This window comes from Desulfitobacterium chlororespirans DSM 11544 (genome assembly GCF_900143285.1).
In the GTDB taxonomy this organism is placed as follows: Bacteria; Bacillota; Desulfitobacteriia; order Desulfitobacteriales; family Desulfitobacteriaceae; genus Desulfitobacterium; species Desulfitobacterium chlororespirans.
The window spans coordinates 372,593-397,934 of sequence record NZ_FRDN01000006.1 but is presented as its reverse complement, the minus strand read 5'-3'; the positions used below and the strand labels follow the sequence as shown (position 1 = coordinate 397,934).

General features: G+C 49.0%; 24 protein-coding genes. 5 read left to right on the top strand and 19 right to left on the bottom strand.

Translation table 11 applies throughout. The features are described 5' to 3' along the window. Positions 1–99 precede the first annotated feature (99 nt). Entirely contained in the window at positions 100–921 is an 822-nt protein-coding gene (locus BUA14_RS10230; RefSeq protein ID WP_072772513.1) for a cyanophycinase, read from the bottom strand. A gap of 140 nt (positions 922–1,061) precedes the next feature. Between BUA14_RS10230 and BUA14_RS10225 the strand changes: the two genes are divergently transcribed. Beyond that, positions 1,062–1,409 (top strand): L,D-transpeptidase, encoded by a 348-nt coding sequence (locus BUA14_RS10225; protein ID WP_072772512.1) that lies wholly within the window; start codon positions 1,062–1,064, stop codon positions 1,407–1,409. Between the two features lie 53 nt (positions 1,410–1,462). On the opposite strand, the gene yabG is transcribed toward BUA14_RS10225, so the two are convergent. Further along, positions 1,463–2,296, bottom strand: a complete 834-nt coding sequence (gene yabG, locus BUA14_RS10220; protein WP_072772511.1) for a sporulation peptidase YabG — start codon at positions 2,294–2,296, stop codon at positions 1,463–1,465. Positions 2,297–2,445: 149 nt separating this feature from the next. Here yabG and BUA14_RS10215 point away from each other — a divergent pair, with 149 nt between their 5' ends. Both BUA14_RS10215 and BUA14_RS10210 read left to right on the top strand, forming a co-directional pair. After that, positions 2,446–3,303 carry a glycosyltransferase gene (locus BUA14_RS10215; protein WP_072772510.1) on the top strand — a complete coding sequence of 286 codons (858 nt, stop codon included), beginning with the start codon at positions 2,446–2,448 and terminating at the stop codon, positions 3,301–3,303. A gap of 131 nt (positions 3,304–3,434) precedes the next feature. Next, complete coding sequence (locus BUA14_RS10210) at positions 3,435–4,169, top strand: heparan-alpha-glucosaminide N-acetyltransferase (RefSeq protein ID WP_427846684.1); 735 nt, start codon at positions 3,435–3,437, stop codon at positions 4,167–4,169. Here BUA14_RS10210 and BUA14_RS10205 read toward each other — a convergent pair. Then, on the bottom strand, positions 4,159–5,925 hold the full coding sequence (locus tag BUA14_RS10205) for a methyl-accepting chemotaxis protein (protein WP_072772508.1): 1,767 nt from the start codon (positions 5,923–5,925) through the stop codon (positions 4,159–4,161). The two genes, BUA14_RS10210 and BUA14_RS10205, sit on opposite strands and share 11 nt — an antisense overlap. A 232-nt stretch (positions 5,926–6,157) precedes the next feature. Continuing rightward, positions 6,158–7,924: a methyl-accepting chemotaxis protein gene (locus tag BUA14_RS10200; protein ID WP_072772507.1), complete on the bottom strand. Its 1,767-nt coding sequence runs from the start codon at positions 7,922–7,924 to the stop codon at positions 6,158–6,160. A gap of 443 nt (positions 7,925–8,367) precedes the next feature. Here BUA14_RS10200 and BUA14_RS10195 point away from each other — a divergent pair, with 443 nt between their 5' ends. After that, positions 8,368–9,942 carry a methylenetetrahydrofolate reductase C-terminal domain-containing protein gene (locus BUA14_RS10195; protein ID WP_072772506.1) on the top strand — a complete coding sequence of 525 codons (1,575 nt, stop codon included), beginning with the start codon at positions 8,368–8,370 and terminating at the stop codon, positions 9,940–9,942. Positions 9,943–10,145: 203 nt separating this feature from the next. Here the strand turns inward: BUA14_RS10195 and BUA14_RS10190 are convergent, their stop codons facing one another. The 10 genes from BUA14_RS10190 to metG all read right to left on the bottom strand — a co-directional run bounded on the left by BUA14_RS10190 (position 10,146) and on the right by metG (position 19,689). After that, positions 10,146–10,361 (bottom strand): hypothetical protein, encoded by a 216-nt coding sequence (locus BUA14_RS10190; protein WP_072772505.1) that lies wholly within the window; start codon positions 10,359–10,361, stop codon positions 10,146–10,148. A 74-nt stretch (positions 10,362–10,435) separates the two neighbouring features. After that, positions 10,436–10,687, bottom strand: a complete 252-nt coding sequence (locus tag BUA14_RS10185; protein WP_242954620.1) for a hypothetical protein — start codon at positions 10,685–10,687, stop codon at positions 10,436–10,438. A gap of 110 nt (positions 10,688–10,797) precedes the next feature. Continuing rightward, positions 10,798–11,634 (bottom strand): 16S rRNA (adenine(1518)-N(6)/adenine(1519)-N(6))-dimethyltransferase RsmA, encoded by an 837-nt coding sequence (gene rsmA / locus BUA14_RS10180; RefSeq protein ID WP_072772504.1) that lies wholly within the window; start codon positions 11,632–11,634, stop codon positions 10,798–10,800. Beyond that, positions 11,597–12,205, bottom strand: coding sequence for a ribonuclease M5 (rnmV, locus tag BUA14_RS10175; RefSeq protein WP_072772503.1), 609 nt, complete (start codon positions 12,203–12,205; stop codon positions 11,597–11,599). The genes rsmA and rnmV overlap by 38 nt, the downstream gene beginning before the upstream one ends. A 151-nt stretch (positions 12,206–12,356) precedes the next feature. Further along, complete coding sequence (locus BUA14_RS10170; protein ID WP_072772502.1) at positions 12,357–13,511, bottom strand: glycosyl hydrolase family 18 protein; 1,155 nt, start codon at positions 13,509–13,511, stop codon at positions 12,357–12,359. 223 nt (positions 13,512–13,734) lie between these two features. Continuing rightward, on the bottom strand, positions 13,735–14,451 hold the full coding sequence (locus tag BUA14_RS10165) for an N-acetylmuramoyl-L-alanine amidase family protein (protein ID WP_072772501.1): 717 nt from the start codon (positions 14,449–14,451) through the stop codon (positions 13,735–13,737). A 210-nt stretch (positions 14,452–14,661) separates the two neighbouring features. Beyond that, a complete protein-coding gene (locus BUA14_RS10160) occupies positions 14,662–15,831 on the bottom strand; it encodes a resuscitation-promoting factor (protein ID WP_072772500.1) in 1,170 nt (389 codons plus the stop codon). Between the two features lie 93 nt (positions 15,832–15,924). After that, entirely contained in the window at positions 15,925–16,773 is an 849-nt protein-coding gene (locus BUA14_RS10155; protein ID WP_072772499.1) for a G5 and 3D domain-containing protein, read from the bottom strand. 214 nt (positions 16,774–16,987) lie between these two features. After that, positions 16,988–17,749 (bottom strand): TatD family hydrolase, encoded by a 762-nt coding sequence (locus BUA14_RS10150; RefSeq protein ID WP_072772498.1) that lies wholly within the window; start codon positions 17,747–17,749, stop codon positions 16,988–16,990. Then, positions 17,746–19,689, bottom strand: a complete 1,944-nt coding sequence (gene metG, locus BUA14_RS10145; RefSeq protein ID WP_072772497.1) for a methionine--tRNA ligase — start codon at positions 19,687–19,689, stop codon at positions 17,746–17,748. Before metG ends, BUA14_RS10150 begins: the two co-directional genes overlap by 4 nt. 900 nt (positions 19,690–20,589) lie before the next feature. On the opposite strand from metG, the gene BUA14_RS10130 reads away from it, so the two are divergent. After that, positions 20,590–20,859, top strand: coding sequence for an AbrB/MazE/SpoVT family DNA-binding domain-containing protein (locus tag BUA14_RS10130; RefSeq protein ID WP_005815009.1), 270 nt, complete (start codon positions 20,590–20,592; stop codon positions 20,857–20,859). Positions 20,860–20,992: 133 nt separating this feature from the next. Here the strand turns inward: BUA14_RS10130 and rsmI are convergent, their stop codons facing one another. Genes rsmI through BUA14_RS10105 form a run of 5 tightly spaced genes read right to left on the bottom strand, consistent with a single transcriptional unit; the run spans position 20,993 to position 25,300 of the window. After that, entirely contained in the window at positions 20,993–21,853 is an 861-nt protein-coding gene (gene rsmI, locus BUA14_RS10125) for a 16S rRNA (cytidine(1402)-2'-O)-methyltransferase (RefSeq protein ID WP_072772496.1), read from the bottom strand. 5 nt (positions 21,854–21,858) lie between these two features. Then, on the bottom strand, positions 21,859–22,170 hold the full coding sequence (locus BUA14_RS10120; protein WP_072772495.1) for an initiation-control protein YabA: 312 nt from the start codon (positions 22,168–22,170) through the stop codon (positions 21,859–21,861). Beyond that, positions 22,167–23,018, bottom strand: coding sequence for a PSP1 domain-containing protein (locus tag BUA14_RS10115; protein ID WP_072772494.1), 852 nt, complete (start codon positions 23,016–23,018; stop codon positions 22,167–22,169). Before BUA14_RS10115 ends, BUA14_RS10120 begins: the two co-directional genes overlap by 4 nt. 13 nt (positions 23,019–23,031) lie before the next feature. Continuing rightward, positions 23,032–23,880, bottom strand: a complete 849-nt coding sequence (locus BUA14_RS10110; protein ID WP_072772493.1) for a DNA polymerase III subunit delta' — start codon at positions 23,878–23,880, stop codon at positions 23,032–23,034. Between the two features lies 1 nt (position 23,881). Next, a complete protein-coding gene (locus BUA14_RS10105; protein WP_486598958.1) occupies positions 23,882–25,300 on the bottom strand; it encodes an aminotransferase class I/II-fold pyridoxal phosphate-dependent enzyme in 1,419 nt (472 codons plus the stop codon). Positions 25,301–25,342: the final 42 nt, after the last annotated feature.

The following is a 25,342-nucleotide window of genomic DNA, read 5'->3' as shown; positions in this document are numbered from 1 at the left end:
CTCCTTCAACCCATGGGAAAAGTACACCTCTAGTATTTTTACCTTTTTCCGGCACAATATTCTTTTTTTCCGTTTTTCCAGGTGCCTAAGGAAATACAATCACCCACCGGAGGAAGCCTCGTTTAAGCTTGCGGCTCTCCTCTTAAGATCAAAACGATAACCGTCGGATAAGATATGCATGAGCACAGGGGTGAGAACCAGGGCCTGGCCCGGCGAAATTTCCGAAACATTGCTGGCCATGGTGGGGGAAGCGTCCACCACCGTAACGGTCTGGTTGCCCACCACTGTAAAATGGCCGTCTGAGTAAACAAGAATGGAAGTATCTTCATCAATACCTACTCCCAGCACATAAGGATTCTGGGCGATAGCCGAGAGCAGGCGGCCGATGCGGCCCCTTTGGGCAAAATGTTGGTCCACGACAACAGAATGAAGCAGACCCAGGCCGGGAGCCATGGTCAGGGTATCTTTTTTGGGCGTACCCGCCTCCCCGCCCACGATCATAGTATCGGACATGGCTGACGCCCCGGCACTGGTTCCCGCAATGATCACCCCCCTTTGATAGAGGTTATGCAGGGTTCTCCCCAAACGGGTTCCTCCCAAAATTCCCGTGATACGCAGCTGGTCTCCTCCCGTGAAGAAAATCCCGGTAGCCTTCTGCAACTCCTGGGATATAGATTCCTGATTGGCTGAAACCCTTTCGGCTATATCCAGAACCTGTACCTCAGCTGCCCCTAAGTTTTCAAAAAGCTCCTTGTATTCCGAACCGACCTGCTCCGGCATCTCCGTGGCGGCGGTCAGAACCACCACGCGGCTTTCCCTTCCTCCCGCTTCCTGGATAAACCGCTTCAGTATTTTGCACTCTCCCTTTTTGTCTTCAGCTCCGCCAATAATGAGGAGCTTGCCTTCCACATAATGATTCATGTCATTCCTCCCTTTGATCACTGAAAGAAGTCTCGTTCAATGCCTCCCTTATTTTCCGCTTTAACCCCCCCGGATTATTCAGAATCTAAAAGGATCAAGAAAGCATACACTGATTAAGAAATAGGGAAGGAGGTAACCTGATGAATCCGCTACCCCAACGCAGAATTATCATTCGCCGTTCTTCACGGCAAATAGAACTTTATGATGGCAATCAACTCTTAGGCTGTTATCCCTGTGCCGTAGGCAAAAGCTCAACCCCCACTCCTTTAGGGAATTATGCGGTAGCTACCAAGGTCATGAATCCCGGCGGGGCCTTTGGTACCCGCTGGCTCGGCCTGTCCCTCCCCGACTATGGGATTCATGGGACAAATAAGCCCGCCAGCATCGGTACTCAGGCCTCCTTAGGCTGTATTCGTATGCATAATCATCATGTGGAGGCTCTCTACGATCAGGTTGGTGCAGGGACGCCGGTAATTATCACGGAGTAGGCTGCTAAAAATGCATGAGCGCCTGCGTTCATCTGCGCAGGCGCTCATCATCATCAATAAGGGCTTCTCGGATATCCCTTGCGGAGCTGACCCCGGGTTTCGATTCCCCCCAGACCATCGGTCCCAGTGACCGTATGCTGAATGATTTCCTTCAGGGATACCATCTGATCGATGGGGGTAAAGGCGATTCTCTCCACGATAAAGACCGGATCAAACGCATGGATCAACGTCCTTTTGGGAGAGGAGGCAAAATTGGCCCCTGCTCTGATGATGGCTTCATAATTGGATTGGCAGGCCCCGGCGAAGATCACCAGGGCATCCCGATTGGGTTGGAAACGGCGAGCCTCAAGGACGGATTGCACGAAAAAGCGTGAACTCCGATAGCTGTCAAGGCTCTTGAAATCCTTTTTTCCCTTGAGAAACCCGTCATGCCCCGTGAGAACCACGATGTCTGTGGGGTTTTCCTGAAGAACCTGCCGTATCTTCTTCGGCTGCTCCCCTTCAGATATACAGATTCCCTTAGCATCCAGCCCCAGCTGCTGATATGTCTTGATGCATTGGCTCAGATATTCCTCATCCCCATCCAGATGCAGCACCCGCCCCGGGATTTCATAGAATTCATCCTGTACCTCCGGAACATACTTACGCTGATTGACCACAATTTTCAGCTTGTTATAAATATCCTGGTAATCTTCCCGCTGATAATGGGCAACCTCTGATGGCTCTTTTTCCACCAGATCCTGAAGAGGTGCATCGGCTATAAGCCTGAGATTAATGCCCTTTAAGATTGCAATCCGCTCTCCTTTAACCGACATAATCTGCTCAATACGAAAAAATAAATCTTGTTTATGGGATTTTCTAGCCACAATATCGCCAACTTTTAACATGTGTACCCTCCTTCCGACCCCTTCTCTATATCCTATGACCGATGAGAAAAAACGGCATATAAATAATAAAAGAAAACTCTGCCCGGAAAGCAAGAGCTCTTATTCTTGATCACTGAAATTCAAAATAAGCTTCCCTGAGGAGAGATAGCATGTATGATGTGGTCATTCCTGCCCAAAATGAAGAAAAAAGCATTCTGGCCGTCTTAGCCACGGTCTTGAAATTGCCCATAAAAAGGGTCATTCTGGTCCTCAATGGCTGTACTGATCGGACCCTTGATTTGACCCGCACTATCCTGGATCAGCGCATCCATACCATTTATTTTGCCGAACCCCTGGGCATTGATGTTCCCCGGGCTATCGGGGCCCTTTATGCCCGTTCTCTCCATACTCATGGCGTGCTCTTTGTGGACGGCGATACTTCGGGGGATATTTATGATGGCTTAGCCAAACTCCTGGCTGCCTTAACCGATGGTACGGATATAGCCCTGACCAACTGCTATCCTTACATCACTCACCGCGCTAAGCTGGCTAATCTCGTCCTCCGCTTCCGGGGAAGTTTGAATAAAGAATTAGGCTATTTTCAGCTATTAGGCAATGCCACTCCCACCCACGGTCCCCATGCCCTGTCTGCTAAAGCGCTGGGAGTTCTTATGCCTGAAGCCATTGCCATTCCCCCCCTGACCCTGGTCCTGGCCAAGCGCTTCGACCTTAAGGTCAAAGTGGCCACCTCCATACGCCATCAGGACCTTAAATCCCCCCGCAAACACCGCCGCCATGCCCGTCTCATCGCTGAAACCATCATTGGTGACTGCGTGATGGGGCTGACCCTGGCCCGCAACGAGGAGGTCTCACGTTCTCTGGGAAAACACAAAATGCTGGGTTATCATCCCGAACGACGCTTTGATATTCTCCAGCTTTGGACGGAATCTTTAATCACCACCCACTCTTATTGCGAAAACCATTTGATCATTCCCAGGGATACACCTTGGTTGGGCGGATATTCTTGAGGCAAGTCCCTTGGTGTTGGGTTTTTAACCTGATATACTATAAGTGATACAGAAAATCCGGTGCCGCCCAAAGACACTGCCTTTTCAAAAGCCCGTCATTACCATGGCAGGCTTTGATTAATTGTGAGAGGATGAAGCACTTGTCACCTAACCGCTTTTCCATCATTGACAGTTTGCGTACCCTGGCTCTTGCTTTAATGATTACCTATCATCTCGTCTATGATTTAGATCAATGGACCAATTTAGCTGTTGATGTGGATGCCCTTTTCTGGTTTATCCTCGGCAAAACGGCTGCTCTGCTTTTTATCTTTCTTTCCGGCCTAAGCAGCGGTTTCAGCAAACATCCCCTTAAAAACGGATTGCGGGTCATATTTTTTGGCATGATTATTACCCTGGTGACTTATGTGGCCTTTCCTGAGCAATATGTCCGCTTTGGGATTCTTCACTTTTTAGGGGTTATGATGGTTCTCTATCCCCTGATTCAAAAACTTCCCAATGGTGTGCTCATTCTAGGCTCAGTTTTGATCATCGCCAGCGGCTTGATTATCAAAGACCAAGCGGTGAACACTCCCCTGCTTCTCCCTCTGGGGTTTATGTATCCCGGCTTTGCCACCATGGACTTTTACCCTCTGTTTCCTTATAGTGGCGTCACCTTGCTGGGGGTTCTTTGTTATCGTTATGTCTTTGCGAACCGAAAAGAGAGCAAAACCTCGGTCTCTTCAGCGAAAAGAGACGAGCAAAAGCAAAAAGCGGCCTACCCCATAGTCACATGGGTCAGCCGCCATTCCTTATGGATTTACTTAATACATCAACCCATTTTACTTGGGCTTATTTTTGCTTTGAAAGCCGTCGCCGTTATATCTTGAATTTCTGAAGTGCCTGCTCCATATCTTCGGTCATTTTGGCCAGCAATTGGCTGGAAGAAGCGATCTCTTCCACAGAGGCGGATTGCTCCTCCGTTGAAGCCGACACATTGAGGGTCTGTTCGGCAATGGATTTGCTGATCTGGTTGACTTGATGGATGGAGGCAACAATCCGTTCATTGCCCTGAGAAATTTCTTCAATCTCATGAGAGATTCCCCGAACCTGCTCGGTGACCTCTTGAATAAGTCCGGCAATCTCTTCGAAAGCGCTGCCTGCATCATGGACTACCTTGGACCCTATCTCAACCTCTTGTGTCCCGTTCTTCATCGAGTCTACGGCCTTATGAGTATCCTCCTGAATTTCCCCAATAAGATCGGCGATTTGTTTGGCGGCAATCTGAGATTGTTCAGCCAGTTTGCGGACCTCTTCGGCCACCACTGCAAATCCTCTTCCTTGTTCGCCGGCCCGGGCTGCTTCGATGGCGGCATTGAGAGCCAAAAGATTGGTTTGATCGGCGATCCCAGCAATGGCTTCAACGATCTGTCCGATCTCCTGGGAACGGACTCCCAGGTGCTCCACTAAGGAAGCACTATGGTTGACCGCCTTTTGGATACTCTCCATTTGCTTGACGGTGGTATGGATGGATTGTTGGCCTTTGTCAGTGGCTTTGGCTGTTTCTTCAGCTGAACGAACCACATATTCCGTATTGTTCAGCACTTGACCCATTCCTGCCGCCATTTCTTCCACCACAGCCGCCACGTCATTCACTGCGGTCATCTGCTTTTCCGTCCCCTGAGCCACCTCGGTGATCGCAGAGGCTACTTCATTGGCCGCCTGGGCTGATTGTTCGGCTCCTGCGGACAATTGTTGGGAAGAGGAGGCGATATGTTCCGAAGCCAGGGAAACCTGTTTGACCAGTTGGGTAAGATTCTCTGTCATGTGGTTAAAATCCTGAGCCAGCTGACCCAGCTCATCACTGGAATCCACTTGGATTTTCTCAATCCTCAGATTGCCTTGGGCCACTTCATTGGCACCCTGGGCAACCTGTTTGACCTGCCTGGTAATATTCTGGCTGATCTTAAAGCCGACGGCACTTACTATGATTAAACCAAGAATCATGGCGACAGATATACGGATAATATCCTGCAACATCTGCTCTCTATAGATCATCTCTTGTTCAACGACCTTTACCTCAATATCGTCCACCCAGTTCCCGGTTCCTATAACCCAGCCATAGGGGGCAAAGAGCTGGGTATATCCTCTCTTGGGGGTGGGCTCCGTTTCATTGGGTTTAGCAAATTCATAGTCTGAGTAGCCTCCGCCATTAAGCGCATTTTTTATAAAGCCATCCCGTACATAGGCATAGCCATTAGGGTCCACTGCATCAAGCCGGCTTTTCCCTTCGGTATCCCGCCCCAGGAGAACCACATTAATTCCTTCAGTGGTATCAACCCAGAAATAGTTCTCCCCGTCAAAGCGAAGCTCCCGAACCAGGTCGGCAGCCTTGGTCTTAGCCTCCTCCTCTGAGAGCAGACCTGCCTGCTGCTCTTTACATACCTTGTCAATGACGCTGATGGCAATCTCTACATCCGTCTTAATTCCCCGATCATATTCGGCAAAGAGGGTTTCCCGGTAGGTCTGGACATTGTTTTTCAAAATGTCTATTTGCCGGTAGATATTATACCCTCCCACAATAATGCTCATCAGCATGGATGTAAAAAGAAATGCCAAAATTAGACGCGCTCTGATACTTTTCAATGTTCTTGCTCCTCCCTTATCTTTATGACTTTTTTCTAAAAAATATATTTAGCTATGTAAAATCAGGCAGCGGTCAGACCCCTAAGCCATTATTAATTAATTCACCACATAATGCAATATAATTTTATTAATTTTGTCTATTTCGAAAACTTTTTATTTTCTAAATAGTATAAAGGTCACAGCTAAGCTGTGACCTTTATACTATTCTCTAGGACTTTAGAACTACTTTCTTTTATACTTTGAATTTTGCCAGAATCTTTTCCAATTCCATGGCCATATTCTCCAATACCTGACAGGAAGACGCGATTTCTTCGACAGAAGCGGACTGCTCTTCAGTGGAAGCCGAGACACCGTAGGTCTGATCCGTAATCTCCCGGCTGATCTGATCCACTTCTTCCACCGCCCGAATGATCCGCTCATTCCCCTGGGATATTTGCTCAATCTCAGCGGATATATCCCGAACTTGCCCGGTCACTTCTTGAATAAGCTCGGCTATCTCTGCAAAGGCACTTCCGGCTTCGACGACCACTTTTGCTCCTTTTTCTACCTCAAGGGTTCCATCCTGCATAGCCTCCACGGCTTTCACCGTATCCCCTTGGATTTCCAAGATGAGGGTGGAGATCTGCTTGGCTGCCCCTTGGGATTGTTCCGCTAACTTCCTTACCTCTTCGGCAACCACGGCGAAACCTCGTCCTTGTTCACCTGCCCGGGCTGCTTCAATAGCTGCGTTCAGGGCCAGAAGATTGGTCTGGGCCGCGATGCCGGAGATGGTCTCGATGATTTGGCCGATCTCCTGGGAGCGAAGGCCCAGCTGTTCTACCAATTCTGCGCTATGGTTAACCACCTTTTGGATATGATTCATCTGTTCAATGGTGGTCTGTACAGAACCCTGACCTTTGGCAGCGGCTTGAGATGTCCCTTCAGCCGAGCGAACCACATAGCCTGTATTGGTTAAAACCTGCTCCATCCCTGCCGCCATTTCTTTCACGACTTCGGAAACTTCACTGACAGAGCTTATTTGTCTTTCCGTACCCTGGGCAACGTCGGTGACTGCCGCAGCAACCTCCATAGCCGCTTGAGCAGACTCTTCCGCTCCGGAGGAGAGCTCCTGAGCAGTCAGAGATACTTGTTCGGAGGCGTAGGCCACCTTTTTGACCACTTCCGCCAGGTTATCGGTCATTTGATTAAAATCACCGGCCAATTGGCCCAGCTCGTCCTGGGTATCCACCACAATCTTGTCAATGGTCAGATTACCCTGAGCGACTTCCCTGGCTCCTTGGGCGATGCGCTGAACCCTTTGGGCAATGCGCCGACTGATGACAAAAGCCAGAACGGCCACCACCCCAAGGCCGATCACCATGGCGGCGACTACTTTAATAATATCGTTCAGCATGTGTTGGTTATAATACATTTCTTTTTCACTGACTTTGGTCTCGATATCATCAACCCAGTTCCCTGTGCCCACGATCCAGGCATAAGGCTTAAAAAGCTGTGTATAGCTCCGCTTGGGCTTAGGCTCTGATTCATTGGGTTTGGCGAATTCATAATCTGTATACCCGCCACCCTCCTGCATACCGTTTTTAATCAGTTCTCTTATGTAAAGAAAGCCACTGGGATCTACCGCATCAATCCGGCTTTTTCCCTCTGAGTCTTTACCCAGATAAACCACATTGATCCCTTCAACGGTATCCACCCAGATATAATTGCCCTGATCATAGAGAATAGTGCGCACCAAAGCCGCCGCTTTTTCCTTGGCTTCCGCCTCAGTCAATAATCCTTCCTGCTGCTCTTGATAGACTCCCTGAATAATGCTTATTGCGATCTCTACATTCATTTTAAGGCCTCGATCGTATTCCTCATACAAAGTCTTGCGATATTCATCCACATTGTTTTGCGTCAACACTGTTTGGTTATAGATATTAAACCCACCGACAATGCCCGCCATCATGATGGATGTGAGAAGGAATACCAAAATCAACCGAGTTCTAATGCTTTTCAACCGCCGTCCCCCCCTCTTCACGTTCACACAATTGACAAAGTTTCCATTTTCGAGTAATCTCTTTACTTTTGATGCATTGAAAAGATGTTGCGGGTGGTGTAATATTTGGAGTAGATTATTAATTCCAAATTTTGTCCCCCGGAAAAATATACCACTCAACAAAATAGGACAAACAATTTAAAATTAAAATAGGTCTATTTTACTTTGTATTATTACCAAAAAACGCACTTTTGGCAAGAATATTCTTTGAAGTTATTTGAACAGAAAATTTCTTTAATAAAAATGCATTTTTTAATTGAAAGAATTGTCCAAATTGTTATACAATTGTACTGACATGCTTAGACTGGATTTATCTCTGTGAGGAAGGAGGCAATACGGAATCCCAGGGACTAAATCCAATAGATAAGGTGGAAAAAACATTTAGAGAAGGGAAAGGGATAGAAATGGAGAACCGTTTTAAACAGTCTTTGTTGGACCCTAATACCCTCTCCGTCACTTGGGAGCTGGTCCCTGGGAGAGGAGCACGTGAGAAAGCTCAGGAAAGCGCATTGCTTGCTGCAGAGCAGGCGGCTAAGGGCGGCAAGGTTCATGCCCTGACCATCACCGATAACCCCGGCGGCAACCCTGCTATTCTCGCCGATTATCTTGGTCAGGAGATTCTTAAGCTGGGGATAGAGCCCCTTGTCCATTTCACCTGTAAGGATAAAAACCGCAACCAAATGGAAAGCCAGCTTTATGCCCTTGATCGGGCCGAAGTCCGCAGCCTTTTGGTCATGACCGGGGATTATACGGTCTCCGGCTTTAAAGGCCGGCCTAAACCGGTTTTTGACCTCGATCCCACCCATGCCTTAGAACTTATCGCCCAGATGAATGAGGGACTTGGCATCCCCGGCCCTAAGGGCATGTCTTATCATCAGCCCAGCGATTTCTTTGCCGGTGCCGCCGTTTCTCCTTTTAAAGGCACCGAAGCCGAGCAAATGGTCCAATATTATAAACTGAAGAAAAAGGTGGCCAGCGGAGCTCAGTTTATTGTCACTCAGCTTGGCTATGATGCCCGAAAAATCCATGAAGTCCTCCAGTTCATGAAGCTTAATGATCTCAATGTTCCTCTTGTGGGCAATATCTATATTCTCCCCTTCGGTGCAGCCAGAATTATGAACCAGAATCAGCTGCCGGGCTGTGTGGTCACGGATAAGCTCCTGGCTGAAATTGATAAGGAAAGAACCGCTGAAGATAAAGGGGTAAGCGCCCGCTTGCTGAGAGCCGCCAAGATGTATGCTCTCATGAAAGGCATGGGCTTTGCCGGTGTTCATATCGGCGGGCATAATATCAAGTATGAGCAAGTGGAGTATGTGATCGAAAAGGGCGAGGAGCTCAGCAAAGACTGGATGGCTCTGGTACCTGAGTTTGATTATCCTATGCCCAATGGATTCTATTATTATGAAAAGGATCCCAAAACCGGCCTGAATAGCACTACACCCGTCAATCGGAAGAACCTGCCCCTGGATGCCCCTGTAGGAGTAGCTTACAGCGGTATGCGCTTGATGCACAGCATGCTCTTCACTCCCGGCAAAAACTTCTTCCCTGTCATGCGCAAGATTTATAAAGGGCGCAAGGATCACCGCAAGCACGGTTTGGAGCATCTGGCTAAAGTCATCACCAACGACTGTAAAGACTGCGGTGACTGCGCCATGTTTGAACTGGCTTATCTCTGTCCCATGTCCCAATGTCCCAAGAACCAAAGAAACGGTGCCTGTGGCGGCAGCTATCAGGGCTGGTGTGAGGTTTATCCCAACCAGAAGCAATGTATTTATGTCAGAGCGTATGCCCGTCTGAAAAAATACGATGAAGAAGGGGATCTGGATTCCCATCACATCCCTCCCGCCGACTGGGATTTGTACCAAACTTCCTCATGGTCTAATTTCTTCTTAGGGCGGGATCACTCCGGAAAGATTTTAGGCATCCCTACACCTGAAGAGGAAGCAGCCAAAGTTAAAGGTGCCGAATCGGCTAAGTAAGCAGGAGGCATCTAAACACAAAATAGAACTTAGTAATAAAGCAGCAAATCCTTAGCGGTTTGCTGCTTTTTCATTATATTTTTCGGCTATTCTTTATTACTTCCAAAAAACAAGTAAAGTCGAGGGACGTACTGCATGTTCGCGCAAATACGTCCCTGGAATTTAATGCTTAACTATTTGATAAGCTTATCAACCTTTTCTTTCTAAGCTGCCAGGCGATTATCAAAATGCTTGATATCCGTCCAGACATGGCCAAGATCACGCTTAATATCTTTTACGTCTTTCTTAAGATGGCCTACATCATACTGCAGAATACTCAGATCACTTTCCATTCTTTCCTGGCTATCCTTGATTGCCTGCACTTCAGAAGTTAAGCCTTGCAACTGGGTTAGAATTTGTCTTAATAATTCTTCTTCCATAGCCGCACTCTCCTTTGTCTCTATTCTATCATAGTGAGCACAGAGATGAATAGACGGAATTCTTGCTCCCCTGACTATTCTTTGTTATCCCCAAAACAAGTAAGGCCAACACTAATGAATAACAAGGTCATTAATAAACCCAGGATATTTCCTGTTCCCTCAATGAAGGTAAATACCGTGCCAATGCCGGAGATAACTCCCAGCATTAAACAAAGAGCTGCAAAGTACTTTCCGGCATTGGTCCCTGAGGCATATTTTAATTGAGGATTTATGTTGCCGCCGAGATAATGTCCCGGGTCGTATTGATACCGCTGCCATTCTTCCAAGTCATTCAGATATGCGGAGGGATGCCGTTGTTGTGACTGTTAAGCTATCACTTCATAGACTCCCCATGTCATGGCTGTTCTTCTTTTGCCACTTATTGAGTTCTGGTACTTCAGTCTAAATTTTTCATAACAGCTTCCGTCACTGCTTGAAACTCCTCTATGCTTAAGGTTTCCGCTCTTCTCTGTTCATCCACACCGGCTGCGGCCAGAATCTCCCCGATCTGCTGTTTAGGGAGGCCAAGTCCTCCGGCCAAGGAATTCCCTAAGGTTTTGCGCCTTTGACTAAAGGCGGCCTTAACCACCCGGAAGAAGTCCTTTTCCTTTACCCTGAATCCCGGATAAGAGCGCAGCTCAAAGCGCACCACGGCTGAAGTGACTTTAGGTGCCGGCCAAAAGGCCTGGGGGGTCACCTCAAAGAGTTTCTCCGCTTGGGCTGAGACTTGGGCTGCTATGGACAGAATCCCATAATCCTTGCCGCCGGGTTTGGCGACCAAACGATCCGCCACTTCCTTTTGGACCATGACCACCATACTAGCGAGGGAGTCCTTCTGCTCCAAAAAATGCATCAACAGGGGGCTGGTAATGTAGTAAGGGAGGTTTCCTACCAGCACTCCTTTTCCCGTGCCCCAGATATCCTTCAAATCCAGCTTTAGGGCATCCATATTGAGAATATCTACGGGCAGCCCTTGCAGCTCTCTCTGCAATAGATTCACTTTCCCCCGGTCCAGCTCTACCGCCCACACTTTTTGCGCTTTTTGGGCCAAGACCCGGGTCAGGACTCCCAATCCTGGTCCAATCTCGACGATGGGGATTTCCGGGTCTTTAATACTGGCGGCTGCAATAGCCTCGATGACCCGGTCATCCATCAAAAAATTCTGTCCTAAGGATTTGTGGGCTTTGGCACCGCCTTTAAGAATGCGCCGGGTATAATTCGCTGCGTTCTCCATGAATAGCCTCCCTAACCGCCTTATTGAATTCCTCATGGGTGATTCCAAACCGATTTAAGCGCCGCAAAAATTGCTTGGCATTAGCATCCCCAATCCCTAAGATCTTTCCCACTGCCAGGCGTCGTTCTGCCGAATGGCTCAATCCCGCCAGCCCGGCTTCCAGCAAATCCTTCATTGCGAATGAGGTCCCTTCAGTTGGGTATTCACTATTCTTTGGTTCGGAATAAAGTGTATCTGTCCTGATCTTTTGGAACGCCTTTTGAATGTCTTCAGGACTGGCATTTTCTACACCAATATCATCATCCTTGGCAGAGCGGGCATCCTTTTTAGACAAATAAACATGCTTGGCTTCCGGCACATGCCGCCGGATCCGTTCCCGGATTTGTTCCCCTACGGAATCCGGATCTGTCACTACGATTACGCCGCAGCGCTTGGCTGCCTCAGCAATGTAACCTAACTTTTCCTGGGTTAACCCGTAACCCTCCGTCCACAGTATATCCACATTTCCTAAAGCTCTGCGCACTGCATGAGCATCATTTTTACCTTCCACCACGATTAACTCTTCAATCATCTTTGCAAACAATTCCTCCCTTATCTTTTCTATCTTAACCTACCTGCACTGATTTCACAAATAAGCACGCCTATAAAAAAGTAAGGAGCAGAAGAGATTTCTCCTGCTCCTTACCGTACGCCCTATTTCAGAACGGCCTATTGGCTACTGGCTATTTCTTATTCTTATTGGTTCCGTAAGTCTTGACCAAGCTGTCCCAGATGGAGGGATCTTCCATCCCCAATCTCCAGATGGCTACGCCATGAAGCTTATGCTCCCGGGCATATTCCATCTTGGGCTGCAGGCTTTGCTTGTTTTCAAAGTATACTTCATGACGGACACCATTGGCTGTGTAAGTATACCAGGGAACTTTATGCTCTTCATCATAGCCAACTTCCACCCCATGTTTTTTGGCACGGGCCATACTTTGCTCATAGGAGAGATAGTCGGGCATGGTGGGCTTGTTGGAACCCCAGTCAAAGGAGTAGACAGGAAGCCCTAAGACGATTTTCTCCCTGGGGATTTTGGTTACCGCATAAGAGATTACTTTATTGACCCAGGCGTGGGAAGATATCGGTCCATGGGTGGTTCCCAGTCCATGCTCGTCATAGGTCATCAGCACGATTTGGTCGGCATTTTTACCGATGGAGGCATAATCATAAGCCCCGGACCAAAGGTCAGATGGGTAATCGATAAACTTAGCCGGAATGGATACGTTGAGCACCTTGTCTTTAGCCTTTAAGGCACCGTGAAGTTCACCTAAGAAGGCTGTGAAGTTGTTGCGGTCAGCGGGTGGTGTCTTTTCAATATCAATGGCCACACCATCCCATTTCTCATTCAAAACCAGTTGCACAATATTGTTGATAAACTTAGACCGGGTCTGAGGATTGGCGAACACACTGTGAGCCAGGTTGGCATCGAAGAGGCCGCCGCGCATATTATGAATTAAAGCGTAGGCTTTAGCTCCATTCTTTTGCGCTGCTTCTTTAATGCTGAGATCTTTTTTCCCTGTGGTGAGAATTTTTCCATTGGCATCAAAACTATACCAGAAGAAGGAAACCTCATCCATCATTTTGATGTTCTTCATCATCGATTCCTTGGAGCCGGGGATCTCTCCTTCAGGGTCCGTATAGAAACCCATGACCACCCGTTTCTCTTCCCCTAGAACATCCTGACGAGTCTCTGCCTCAGCTTTTGGAGGTTCGCCGCTTTCCGTGGCGATCTGATTCGGTGCTTGGGTGTTTTGCTGCTGCGCTGTATTACACCCAACCAAGCTAAAACTCAATACCAAAACAGCTATTAAATTTAAAGTCAGAAACCGCTTCATTCTGAGATCAACTCCTTCATCTTGATTCGGTCACTGACTTTATTGTCCCCTCTTCAATTGTCCTTATGTATAAGTATTGCCGGAATCCCAATCCACTATTTTACATTAAGAAGGGATCCCTTTAGAAATCAATAAAAATCGCTGAAGATTTCTTCAGTTTTAATTTTTCCCGGCAAGGAGTCAACTATCCAAAAAGTATCAATACCCGAGAAAATTTGTAAACTTAAGGCAAGCCGAAATAATTGGCTACACCTTTAGCCACAGCCTGAGCCAACTGATCCTGATACCAGGACTGCCGCAGCCTGGCCAATTCTTTGGGATTGCTGATATAGCCCAACTCGACAATGACCGCAGGCATAGGAGCATTTTTGATCAGATAAAAATCCCCCGGCTTGGCAATCCTGCGATTCATTCCCGGAACTTTGATAAGCTCCTGCTGAATCGTTTCTGCTAATCGCTTCCCCTCTTCGGAATCAAAATAATAAAAGGTTTCGGCACCGGTATTTCGTCCTGAGGGCGTTGCATTCAGATGTAAGCTGATCAGGGTATCGGCCTCGACTTCGTTAGCTAAGGAGATACGATGATTAAGATCGGCCTGCTTCTTGGGCTGCCTGCCTCGGACCCCTTCCGGAACATAATCAATATCCTCTTCCCGGGTCAGAATAACCTCAATACCGGCAGGCTCCAGCAGCTCCTTTACTCGCTTGGCCATTTGCAGATTAATTTCTTTTTCGTAAACGCCCTGCTTCGTGATCGCCCCCGGATCATATCCGCCATGACCTGCATCGACCACAACCTTAACTTTTGTTTCGAGAGGTCCCAGAACTGCCGCCGAACCTTGATAAAATACGGAAAGGACTAATCCAAACATTACGGTCAGGACGATTATGATCGCCATGCCCTGAGTCTGCCTGCCAGGAATTACTACGGGTCTTCGCAATCCGCTCCCCCCTTGATTTTCTTTGCCGCTGCCAGCCGGTTTCCTTTAGATAATATGATGCTGGATATAGAAAAATGAGGCCCTTCGACTTTATTTCGAAGAACCTCATGGTTTGATTGCTTATATCTTAATCTCGAAAGTTGTGTAGGTCACTTTCATTTTTGTTTTCCTTATTATTGAATGGTTTATGAACTGCCTGTCAGGCCTCGCTTATTTTACATAAACCACTACGGAGCGAACCCCCCAAGACCAGCAGGCGTCCTCCGTATTCATATATAAATCAACCCGGTTTCCTTTGATCGCACCCCCGGTGTCCAGTGCGACTGCCTCACCATATCCATCCACATAAACTTCTGTTCCTAAAGGAATCACTCGCGGATCTACGGCAATCACTCCGTAGCGAACGTTATGCCCTGTTGCTGTCCTTCCGCCGCCCGAATAAGCGGAAGCCCTCATCAAATAAGCGCGTTTAAATTCGATGGTTTTGCCACCACGGGAAATGGTGGTCTGTGCTCCTCGTGAAACCACTTGATTCACAGGAGCCCGTAAAACCTCCTGCTGCAAAACCTCTCGTGCGACTTCGACCCCATCTTCCATGGTGATCTTCATCGTCTGCTCATGTTGACCGTTTACCCCTTTTGTCACAACCTTATCCGGCAATCCTATTGGAAAATCTGCCGACTGAGCAACCGTCTGATAGGGAATCTCATTGGTCATGGTCTCGATTTTTTCCTCTACCCGAACCACTTGAATCTCGTCTTCGGCTTCTATCATGTGCTTCATTGGTAGAGATACCTTATCCTTCTCGTTTAAAGCAATATCAAGCTTATCCAAAGCTTCTTCCACTGTGCGCGGGGCTAAATAAGTATCAATTTCTTTCCCATCGACTTTGACCTTAACAGGAACTGCCCGCCGAACCTCAAGTTTAGCATCGGCTACCAGGACAGCCTCTCGATGGAGATTAACCTCATCCGTTACCTTGAGATCCAATCCCAAACGATTTGATAAATCAACCAGGGCTTCACCCACAGTGGGCGCAGGGGTCCGAGCCGGATACGCTTCCCCGTCCACTGTCAACTCCACAGGGAGGCTGCGCGTAATCTTAATCTCTAATCCTTTCGCGATACCCGTCTCGCGATTCGGTTCTACGATATCCTCGGGGTAAATACCAAGCCTTGAGTGTTCAAGAGCTGCACCGACGGTTGAGTAGAGGGTTGTGAGGCTCTGTGTTCCTCCATCAATCTCAACGGTGATCGTCTTGGCTTTTAACAAAAATACTGATGCTACGATGAATGCCACAGTCAGTAATGTAACGGAGATTTGGGCTTTACGGGAGCTACGAACTAGGGAAAAGACCGAAGTTCGTGTCTTCTCTAACATCTCATCCCTCCATAATTTAACTCTGACCTACCCCATTATTTTAACCAAATCTCCCGCATCTGTCAAAGCTTTTTGGTTATATTTTCCATTTTCTTATTTATTATCCAAAATGTGGATGACCACCGGCCTTCTTCCCCATTGAATGCAGCGCTGTAAACTGGGAAAAAAGACATCGATAATATTCCCTTTAATCGCCCCCCCTGTATCGGCAGCTATGGCATGTCCATAGCCTTCCACATAAACCTCTGTTCCTAAAGGGATCACCCGCGGATCCACCGCAATCAACCCTTCCCGGGGCCAGACGCCCGTCGCCGTCGGGTTGCCTGTATAGGTATAGGCCGTAGCTTCCACCTCGAAGGTCTTCAGGACAGTGTATTGGTTGAGATCCACATCACTCCGCTCCACAGGCCTGGTATTCTGGATCACCACCCTCTTCTTCGGGGCATTGAGGAAAAATTGATTCACGATCTGCTCATCGTTGAGCTCCCCTCCTATGGTCGTCGTGCGAATAACCTGGCGCTCTACCCCTACCTGGCCCTCCTCCTGAACCTGGCTCGTGCCGGGAAGCAACCGATCCGACTCTATATACTCCGTATTGATGGGAATTTCCACATCTTCGATGCGATAGGTCATGGCTATCTGGCCAATTTCCACCCCAACCCCCTCCGCGGCCCCTATCCCCTCCGCTAAAGGAACCGCTGTTCCTTCCGGATTCAGGAGAGTTTCCTCCCTCCCCAAAGCTTGGGTGCCGGGAACAGAAGCCGGGCTTTGACTGTTCCTTTCGAACACAGGCAGGGTTAGTTCCATTCTTTTGGGAAAGGCATCCGTCGGAGCATAAAGCAACGTGCTTCCTGCCAATACCAAGGTTCCACCCATGGTCAGACTACGGTTTTTCGCTAAGCGCCAATAATCCGTATAGGTAGCTATAGGTAATGAATACATACTATTCCCCCCTGCTAAACGTTATGTAAGCAGGGGAAAAAAAAGAACTTCTCTTGTCCTTCCCGACAGAAGCCAGGGAGCTTTTCACTCATTCACCCAAGGCTAAGCCAGTGTTCCAGCTTAAAAACATAAAGAAAGCACAAATCCAGGGGACATTTCCCCAGGATCTGTGCCATGATATCCGACCTATGCCGGTTTATACTGTGCTTTGAGCTTACAGCCCAAATAACCTATTCCCATTCTCAAAAGCCAGCCTTGCCGCCTCCTCAGCCTCCAGTCCCCGGATGGTCCCGAACCGCTCCACCACCTGCCGCACATAAGCCGGTTCGTTGCGCTTGCCGCGGTAAGGCTCCGGAGTAAGATAGGGAGAATCCGTCTCCACCAGGAAACGGTCCAGAGGGACTTTCTCAGCCACTTCCACCGTATGCCGGGCATTTTTAAAGGTAAGCGGTCCAGCAAAGGAGATATAAAATCCTAAGTTAAGGATGAGCTTAGCCATTTCCCAGGATCCCGAATAGCAGTGAAACACCCCGCCCTTTTTCGGAGTATGGGCCTTCACGATCTCTAAAAGATCCTGATGGGCATCCCGATTGTGGATAATGATGGGGAGTCCTGCTTGATCCGCCAGTTCAATCTGGCGGATAAACACCTCCTGCTGAATTTTGCGGGGAGAGAGATCCCGATAATAATCCAGTCCGATTTCTCCCCAGGCGATCACCTTATCTTCCCGAGCCAGCTGGGCCAAACGCTCCCAGGTTTCCTCGGTCGCTCCCTGGGCATCATGGGGATGAACCCCCACGGCGGCATAAATGGCATCATGGTGATGGGCCAAACGAACCGAGCGTTCTGAGGAAGGCAGGTCATAGCCTACATTAGTGACCCTGGTGATGTGAGCCCGGGCCATATTGTCCAGAACCCCCTGGAAATCCCCTTGATAGCGGGGATCATCCAGATGGGCATGTGTATCCCAGATCATTTGACTCGTGCTCCTGCCGGAAGTTCCTTATCCAGGACCAGGACTTCCAGAACTCCTTCATGAGAAGCCGCCAGGATCATCCCTTCCGAAGTGATTCCCCGCAATTTTGCCGGCTTTAAGTTGGCGACGATGATCACATGCTTGCCTACCAGCTCTTCCGGCGCATAATGCTGAGCAATTCCCGAGACGATGGTGCGGGGTTTGCCGGCCACCTCGATTTCCAGTTTTAAAAGCTTATCGGTTTTCTCTACTTTTTCCGCGTGGAGGACCTTAGCCACCCGCAGATCGATTTTGGCAAAATCATCGATGCTGATTTCTTCCTTAATCGGCTCAAATTCCACTTTATTATCTTCAACTTCCGGAGTTTCCTTGATTTCGTTCACAGATGCTTTCTCCTCTTCAACACTGAATTGTGCCAGATCAATACGGGGGAACAACGCCTCTCCCCGCTGCACTTGGATCCCTTCCCCCAGGACATCCCACTTTTTGGCAGCTTCCCAGGTGAGCAGCTCTGCACTGATGCCGCATTGCCGGAACATCTTCCCGGTAAGCTTAGGCATAAAGGGTGCGCAAAGGATACCCAGAATGCGGATAGCCTCAGCAAAGGTATGGAGTACCGTGTCCAGACGAGCCTGCTGCCCCTCTTGCTTGGCCAGGGTCCAGGGAGCGGTTTCATCCACATATTTATTCATGCGGGAGACCAGACGCCAAAGGTTTTCCAGAGCCCCTGCCGGATCATGAGCTTCCAGCCGCTCTTCCACCTTGGCAACGACCTCCTGCCCCAAAGCTCTAAGCTCTGCTTCAAGCTCTGTGGGTTCGGCGGCCTTAGGTATCACACCGCCCCGATATTTGACGATCATCGCCAGACTGCGGGACACGAAGTTCCCCAAGTCATTGGCCAAGTCACTGTTTAACCGTTCCACCAAGGAGTCTTCTGAATAAGCCCCATCGGTTCCCACCTGCATTTCCCTAAGCAGGAAGTAACGAATAGCATCGGAGCCATAACGCCGGATCAACTCAAAGGAATCCTGAACATTGCCCCGGGACTTGGAAATTTTGCCCCCTTCTTTGCTGAGGTACCAGCCATGGCCGTAGACCACTTTGGGCAGGGGAACATCCAAGGCCATTAAAATAATCGGCCAAATCACGGCATGGAAGCGGACAATATCCTTGCCCATCAGGTGAACTTCCGCCGGCCAATAGCGTCGATACAACTCCCCGTCGGGATAGCCCAAAGCGGAAATATAGTTAATCAGGGCATCCAGCCAGACATAGACCACATGCTTAGGATTAAAAGGAACCTGAATTCCCCATTGGAAAGTGGTGCGGGAAACACAAAGATCCTCCAAGCCCCCCTCAATAAATTTAACCATCTCATTGCGGCGGGAAGCAGGCTGAATAAAGTCCGGATGATCCTTGATATAGCGTAAAAGTGCATCCTGATATTTAGAAAGCCTGAAAAAATAGCTTTCTTCTTTAAGCAATTCCACATCCCGTCCACAATCCGGATTCGGGCATTTGCCGTCGATGAGCTTATTTTCCGTCCAGAAGGTTTCACAGGGCGTACAATACCAGCCTTCATACTCTGATTTATAAATATCCCCCTGCTCATAGAGCTTGGTAAAAATCCTTTTGACCACCTCATGGTGACGTTCTTCTGTGGTGCGGATAAAATCATCATAGGAGATATCCAGCTCCTCCCACAGAGCTTTGAACCGCTCCACCACCCCGTCCACATAAGCTAAAGGCTCCATGCCCTGGCTTTCAGCCGTGCGTACAATCTTCTGCGCATTCTCATCGGTACCGGTCAGAAAGTACACATCATGCCCTTTCAGCCGGTGGTAGCGGGCAAAGGCGTCAGCAGCTACCGTGGTATAAGCCGTCCCAATGTGGGGGCTGGCATTGGGGTAAAAAATCGGTGTCGTAATATAGTATTTCAATGTTAACCTTCCTCTCTTTCAGGAGGGGGCCGCTGCGGTCTGTTCTGCTTGCGGCTTGTCCTGGTTATTAATAGTATCATCCGGGAGGGGGTCCTGCAAACAAGGCTGGGTAAAAAGTTTCTGCACAAAGTCTAAGCCGAAAGTTAATTCTCCAGGATTTTGATTTACACCGGTCGCTCCATAAGCTGCGCGGACAAAACTAACGCTCAAGCTCTCCGCTCCGAAAGGTCCCCGGCTAAATCGGCTCCTGCCTCATAGCCGGTTGGAAACGTCCTGTTTCCAACCTTTCTCCGCTCCGTGCTTTTCGCGAAGTTTTGTTTCCGCTCGCTTAAATTCGCTCCCTAACGTAAATCAAAATCCTTGGGCTGCTTTTCGGGTTTGAGTAAACGGGCGTTGCGGGAAACGTAAGGACCTGGCCCGAGTTGCTTTTTCCGTCTTTACCGACGCCGCTTGAGCGGCAGGGTCGGCTACCCTATGAAAGGCGCTGAAGAAGAACCCCAAAACTGACCCCAGAAATTCTTCACAAAAGTCCTCAGCCCCCCCCAAGAAAAGCTGAAAGAGACCCGCAAGACGTGGCTTTGCGCACAAAAGCGTACGGATTTAGCGGAGGGGCGGTTAGGTCAACGAGGCTTTCTTAACGTAGCGGAGCCACCGGTTAACATGCAGAAAGCAGCGGGGTTTGGCGGAGCTGTTAAGAAAGCGAGTGGACCAGCCCCAGAGCTATGGAGTACGCGTTGTGCGTAAAGCCACGCGACCCGAAATCGCTTTTCGTTAGCATGAGAAATATTCCTGAAAAAAATTCCATTTTTCTTACAAAAAACCGTTGACTTTAAATGGTACGATTGGTATCATAAGGGTGTAACATTGTGTCGAAAGATGTAGTTTAGAGGAGGACTAATAATGAAATCAACTGGTATAGTGAGAAAAGTAGACGAACTGGGTCGGGTGGTATTACCTATCGAATTGCGCAGAACTCTGGGAATCGATGAAAAAGACGCTCTGGAAATCTATGTAGACCAAGAAAAGATCATTCTCAAAAAATATGAGCCTGCTTGTGTATTTTGTAATAATGCCACAGATGTTCAAATTTTCCGTGGGAAAAACGTCTGCCGTGAATGCGCCACCGCCATGGGCGAAGCTGCATCAGGCAACCAGCCCGAAGCTGTTTAATTTCACCCTAAGGCAAAAAGAAGCAACCTCATTAGAAATTATAATTCTACATAATAGAAGGCGTAAAGCCTTCTTTTTCTTTTTATATAGATTTTTTTATATTTCTTTGAAGCCTCTTGCTATTGTCTCTCGTTTAATCCTTTTTTTGAGAAAGAACCGCTTGATAAACCTCACGCTTGCTCACTCCGTATTTTTGAGCAACTACTTTCATGGCATCATTAGGTTTCATCCCCTGCTCAGTAAGCTCCTGCACTTCCTGACGCCATTCCTCTTCCCCTCCTGTCGGCGGGACGGGGATATAAGGGGAAGTCAGGACACAGATTTCCCCGCGGGGGGCAGTGTCTTTAAATTCATGGATAAGGGTGCTCAACGTCCCCTTATGGACGCTTTGATGAAGCTTGGTAATCTCCCGGACCACCGCCGTCTCCCGCTCTCCGAAAACCTCCCATAAGTCCTCCAAGGTGGCCACTAAGCGGTGGGGTGCCTCATAGAAAATCTGGGTAAAAGGCAGCTGAGCATAATTTTGTAATTCTTTCTTGCGGGCACCGGATTGGGAGGGCAAGAAGCCATGAAATAAAAAATGATCATTGGGCATCCCGGAAAGCAGCAAAGCCGTCAGTCCGGCATTGGCTCCCGGCAAGACATCCAAGGGTATGCCTTTTTCCAGGCATAGCTGAATCACTTCCTGACCCGGATCCGATATCCCCGGCATTCCCGCATCGGAGATTAAGGCGATGGCTTCCCCCTGCTCCAATCTTCTGACCAGTTCCAGGGCTTTCCCTTTTTCGTTATGTTCGTGATAACTGGTCAGGGGCGTGGCAATGCCAAAGTGATCCAGGAGCTTGCGGGAATGACGGGTATCCTCCGCCGCGATAAGATCCACACCCTTAAGCACTTCCAAGGCCCTCAAGGTGATATCCCCCAGATTCCCGATGGGTGTCCCGCAGATATAGAGGGTGCCCCTCTGAACCGTAGCCAAAAGAACCGCTCCCATCTTACTTAATCTTTACGCAAAAAGCCCATACAGAAGAGGCAATCCCCCTCCTCTAAAGGCTGTCCAAAATGAAGATGACAAACATGGAACCCTTCCCGATAGAGTCGTTCCAAATTATCATGGGCAACGCCCTGAAGATGCTCAGCATTGGCAATGACCCGCGACCTTTCTTTCTCAGGCAGGGCACATAGCTCACGCTTCAGCCTGGCATTCTCATCTTCCAGGCTTTTAACATAGGGCAGCAAACGCTGCACTTCTTCCAGCAAAGAGTTAAGCTTCTCCTCCACTTCCGTTAAGGCCTGGGTTAATTGACTCATACCTTCTCACTCTTTCCTCTGTTCTTTTCTCCTTTCTTATGGCGCCCCTCTTGACGCCCCTTCCCAGCGGCCGGTACAGCAGGACCTCGTTGTTCTCCCTTAACCTCTTGATCCTCCAAAGCCTTGAGCACCGAATCCTCGCTGAGAACCAGGATGTCTTCTTCTCTTTGATGGCATCCCTTTCCACAATTCTCCCGGCAATGAGACTCATCATAAGCCCCATTCTCATATTTCAGGCAGCACATAAGGCGTCCGCAAATCCCTGATATTTTCGTGGGATTAAGCGAGAGCTTCTGATCCTTGGCCATGCGAATGGATACAGGCTCAAAATCTCCTAAAAAGCTGGAGCAGCACAGCACTCTGCCGCAGGAACCGATACCTCCCAGCATTTTGGCTTCATCCCGAACGCCAATCTGGCGAAGTTCAATGCGGGTCCGAAAGATCGAGGCCAGATCCTTAACCAGCTCCCGAAAATCCACCCGACCTTCTGCCGTAAAGGAAAAAATAATTTTGTTCCCGTCAAAAGTATATTCCACATCCACCAGCTTCATCGGCAACTGATGATCCCCTATTTTCTTCAGGCAGATGTCAAAAGCTTCCTTCTCCTTGGTGCGATTGGCTTCAACAATCCGCTCATCCTCAGGAGTAGCCTTGCGGATCACCGGTTTTAAAGGCATGACCACATCTGCTTCAGGTACCTGACGAGGTGCCAGGACACACTCTCCATATTCGACCCCCCGGGCAGTTTCCACGATCACTTTATCATTGGCATTCAGGGCAAGATCCCCTGTAGAAAAATAATATATTTTACCGGCCCGCTTAAAACGAACCCCCACGACCTCAACCATTCTGATTCCCTCCTTACTGGAATAATTTTAGGGCTAATCCTTCGATCACCAATCTGGGGTTAGCCTGCATTTGAATCTGCTCGATAGCTTTGCCCACAGCCAGCATAGCCTGGGGATTGACTTGAGGTTTTTGAGCTATCCCTAAGGCCAAGATGTGCAAATATAGCTCAGCTTCTTTTTTTTCTACGGGAAAAAGAGGGAAAAGTTTAAGAAAATCCCCCTCCTCCACCGCTTGTTCAAACCCACGAATCCACTCCTTGACCTTTTCCACTCCCAGAGTCAGAATCTCATAAGCCAATTCAGGGTTATGGCTGCTCAGTCGAAAAGCCTCCCGGGCTTCCCAGGGATCTATGGACTCTTCAAGGGATTCCAGCCATTCCTCCTCCCCCCGGAAGGGAAAGTAAACCGCCTGGGCCCTGCTCTGAATAGTGGGCAAAAGAACTTCAGCATTCTGAGCGCTCAGCACGATCAGGGTTCTTTCCGGCGGCTCCTCAATGACCTTGAGCAAGGCATTGGCAGCGGGAATCGTTAACTTATCCGCTTCTTCGAGGATAAAGACTTTATAGTTTCCCTCATAATGCTTGCGATAAACCCGCTCCTGCCAATCCAGAATCTGCTCGATCCCTATGGATGCCTTGGCAGGCTTGACTACCTCCACATCCGGATGGTTCCCGGAAAGAATCTTCTTGCAGGAGAGACAATGCCCACAGGGCGCGTCCTGACCTGAAGTGCAATTGATTCTCCGGGCAATCTCCAGCCCTGCTTTCCGTCTCTCCGGGCCACTCCCTCCGTGAAAGAGCAGCAAATGAGCAAGCCGCCCTTCCTGAGCTGCTTTTTCGATCAGGTGAAGTGCAATGTTCACATTAAACCTCCTCGACGATCCAGACTCCCTGGCCTGCATCCTCCCAGCCTTGCCAGCGTCCCTTATGCCGGGTCAGAAGCTCTAAGATCTCAGGAGTCATCTCTTCTCCCATCACGATCCAAGGAATGCCCGGGGGATAGGGGGAAATGCTCTCGCCCACTATGTGTCCCACACTCTCCGCAAGGGGGAGCTTGCGCTTCCGGGCAAAATAGGCTTGGCGGGGAGTGAGCCTGGCTGGCGGCAGAGGAATTTCGCAAACGATTTCCTCAGGAGATGCCACAACATCTTTGTTCAGGCTTGCTAAGCTTAATAAACCCTTGGTAAGGATCTCTACCTCTTCGGGAGTATTGCCAATGCCTAACAGAAATAAAATATTTTTGTCATCCCATAATTCAGGGTCAATTCCATAACTCTTACGCAAATGCTCTACACAACGGGGAGCCGCAACTCCCAGTCTTTGGGTATTGATCATGATCTTCGTCCAATCCAGCCCAGCAATCCCGTAAGTCCCTACATCCTGTGGGTTTAAGATCCGCAAGGATCCGCCCACACGGTGATGCAGTTCCTGCACTGCTTCATGAAGCAGCTCCCAGCGCCTGCTTTCCAAAGCATGTTCGACAGCCCTTTCCAAAGAGGCCATCAGGAGATAACTGGGGCTGGAAGATTGCAGCAGCTCAAGGGCCTCCTTAATAGCGGACCAGGGTATCCGCGAGCCCTGTACATGAAGCATCGCCGCCTGAGTCAAGGCGCTTAAGGTCTTATGGGTGCTGCACAGCACCAGATCCGCCCCATAAGCCAGAGCTCCTTTGGGGAAGAGCGGGCTCAAATAATGGGAGCCATGAGCCTGATCCACCAAAATGCTCACTTGAGCTGCCTGGCGATCCCTTTGGGCCGCGATCGTTTCCAAATCCGGCAAGGTCCCATAATAGCCGGGATAGGTCAGATGAACCCCCAGAAATTCGCCTAAATCCACTTCAGCGATGGATTTCAGTCCCAAGGGCAGCCCGAACTCCGGATGAACCACACTGGGGATATATTCCGGTTCACATCCCGATAACACCAAAGCCGAAAACACAGAACGGTGGGACTGCCTCTCCACCAGAACCTTAGGCGGCTGCAGGTCCTCCCCCCGCTTCCCGGTACCGGCCAAAGCCATGAACATCCCTTGGTTGCCCACCGTTGCCCCATTGATCAGATAAAAGCTGGCATCACTTTGATACACAGCAGCAGCCCGGTCCTGAGCCTGAGCAATCACCCCCGCGGGGGAGTGCAGCATATCCAAGCCCGGCAGTTCTGTAAGATCCTGATCGGGAAAATGCAAATCCGTAAAAAATTCCGCTTTTCCTTTATGTCCTGGAGTATGAAAGGAAATCAGCTTCTGCGCTTCATACTGAAGCAATTTATGACCTAAATTCAACACATTTTTTTCCTCCAGGGTTGACAAAGGTAATACACATCATTA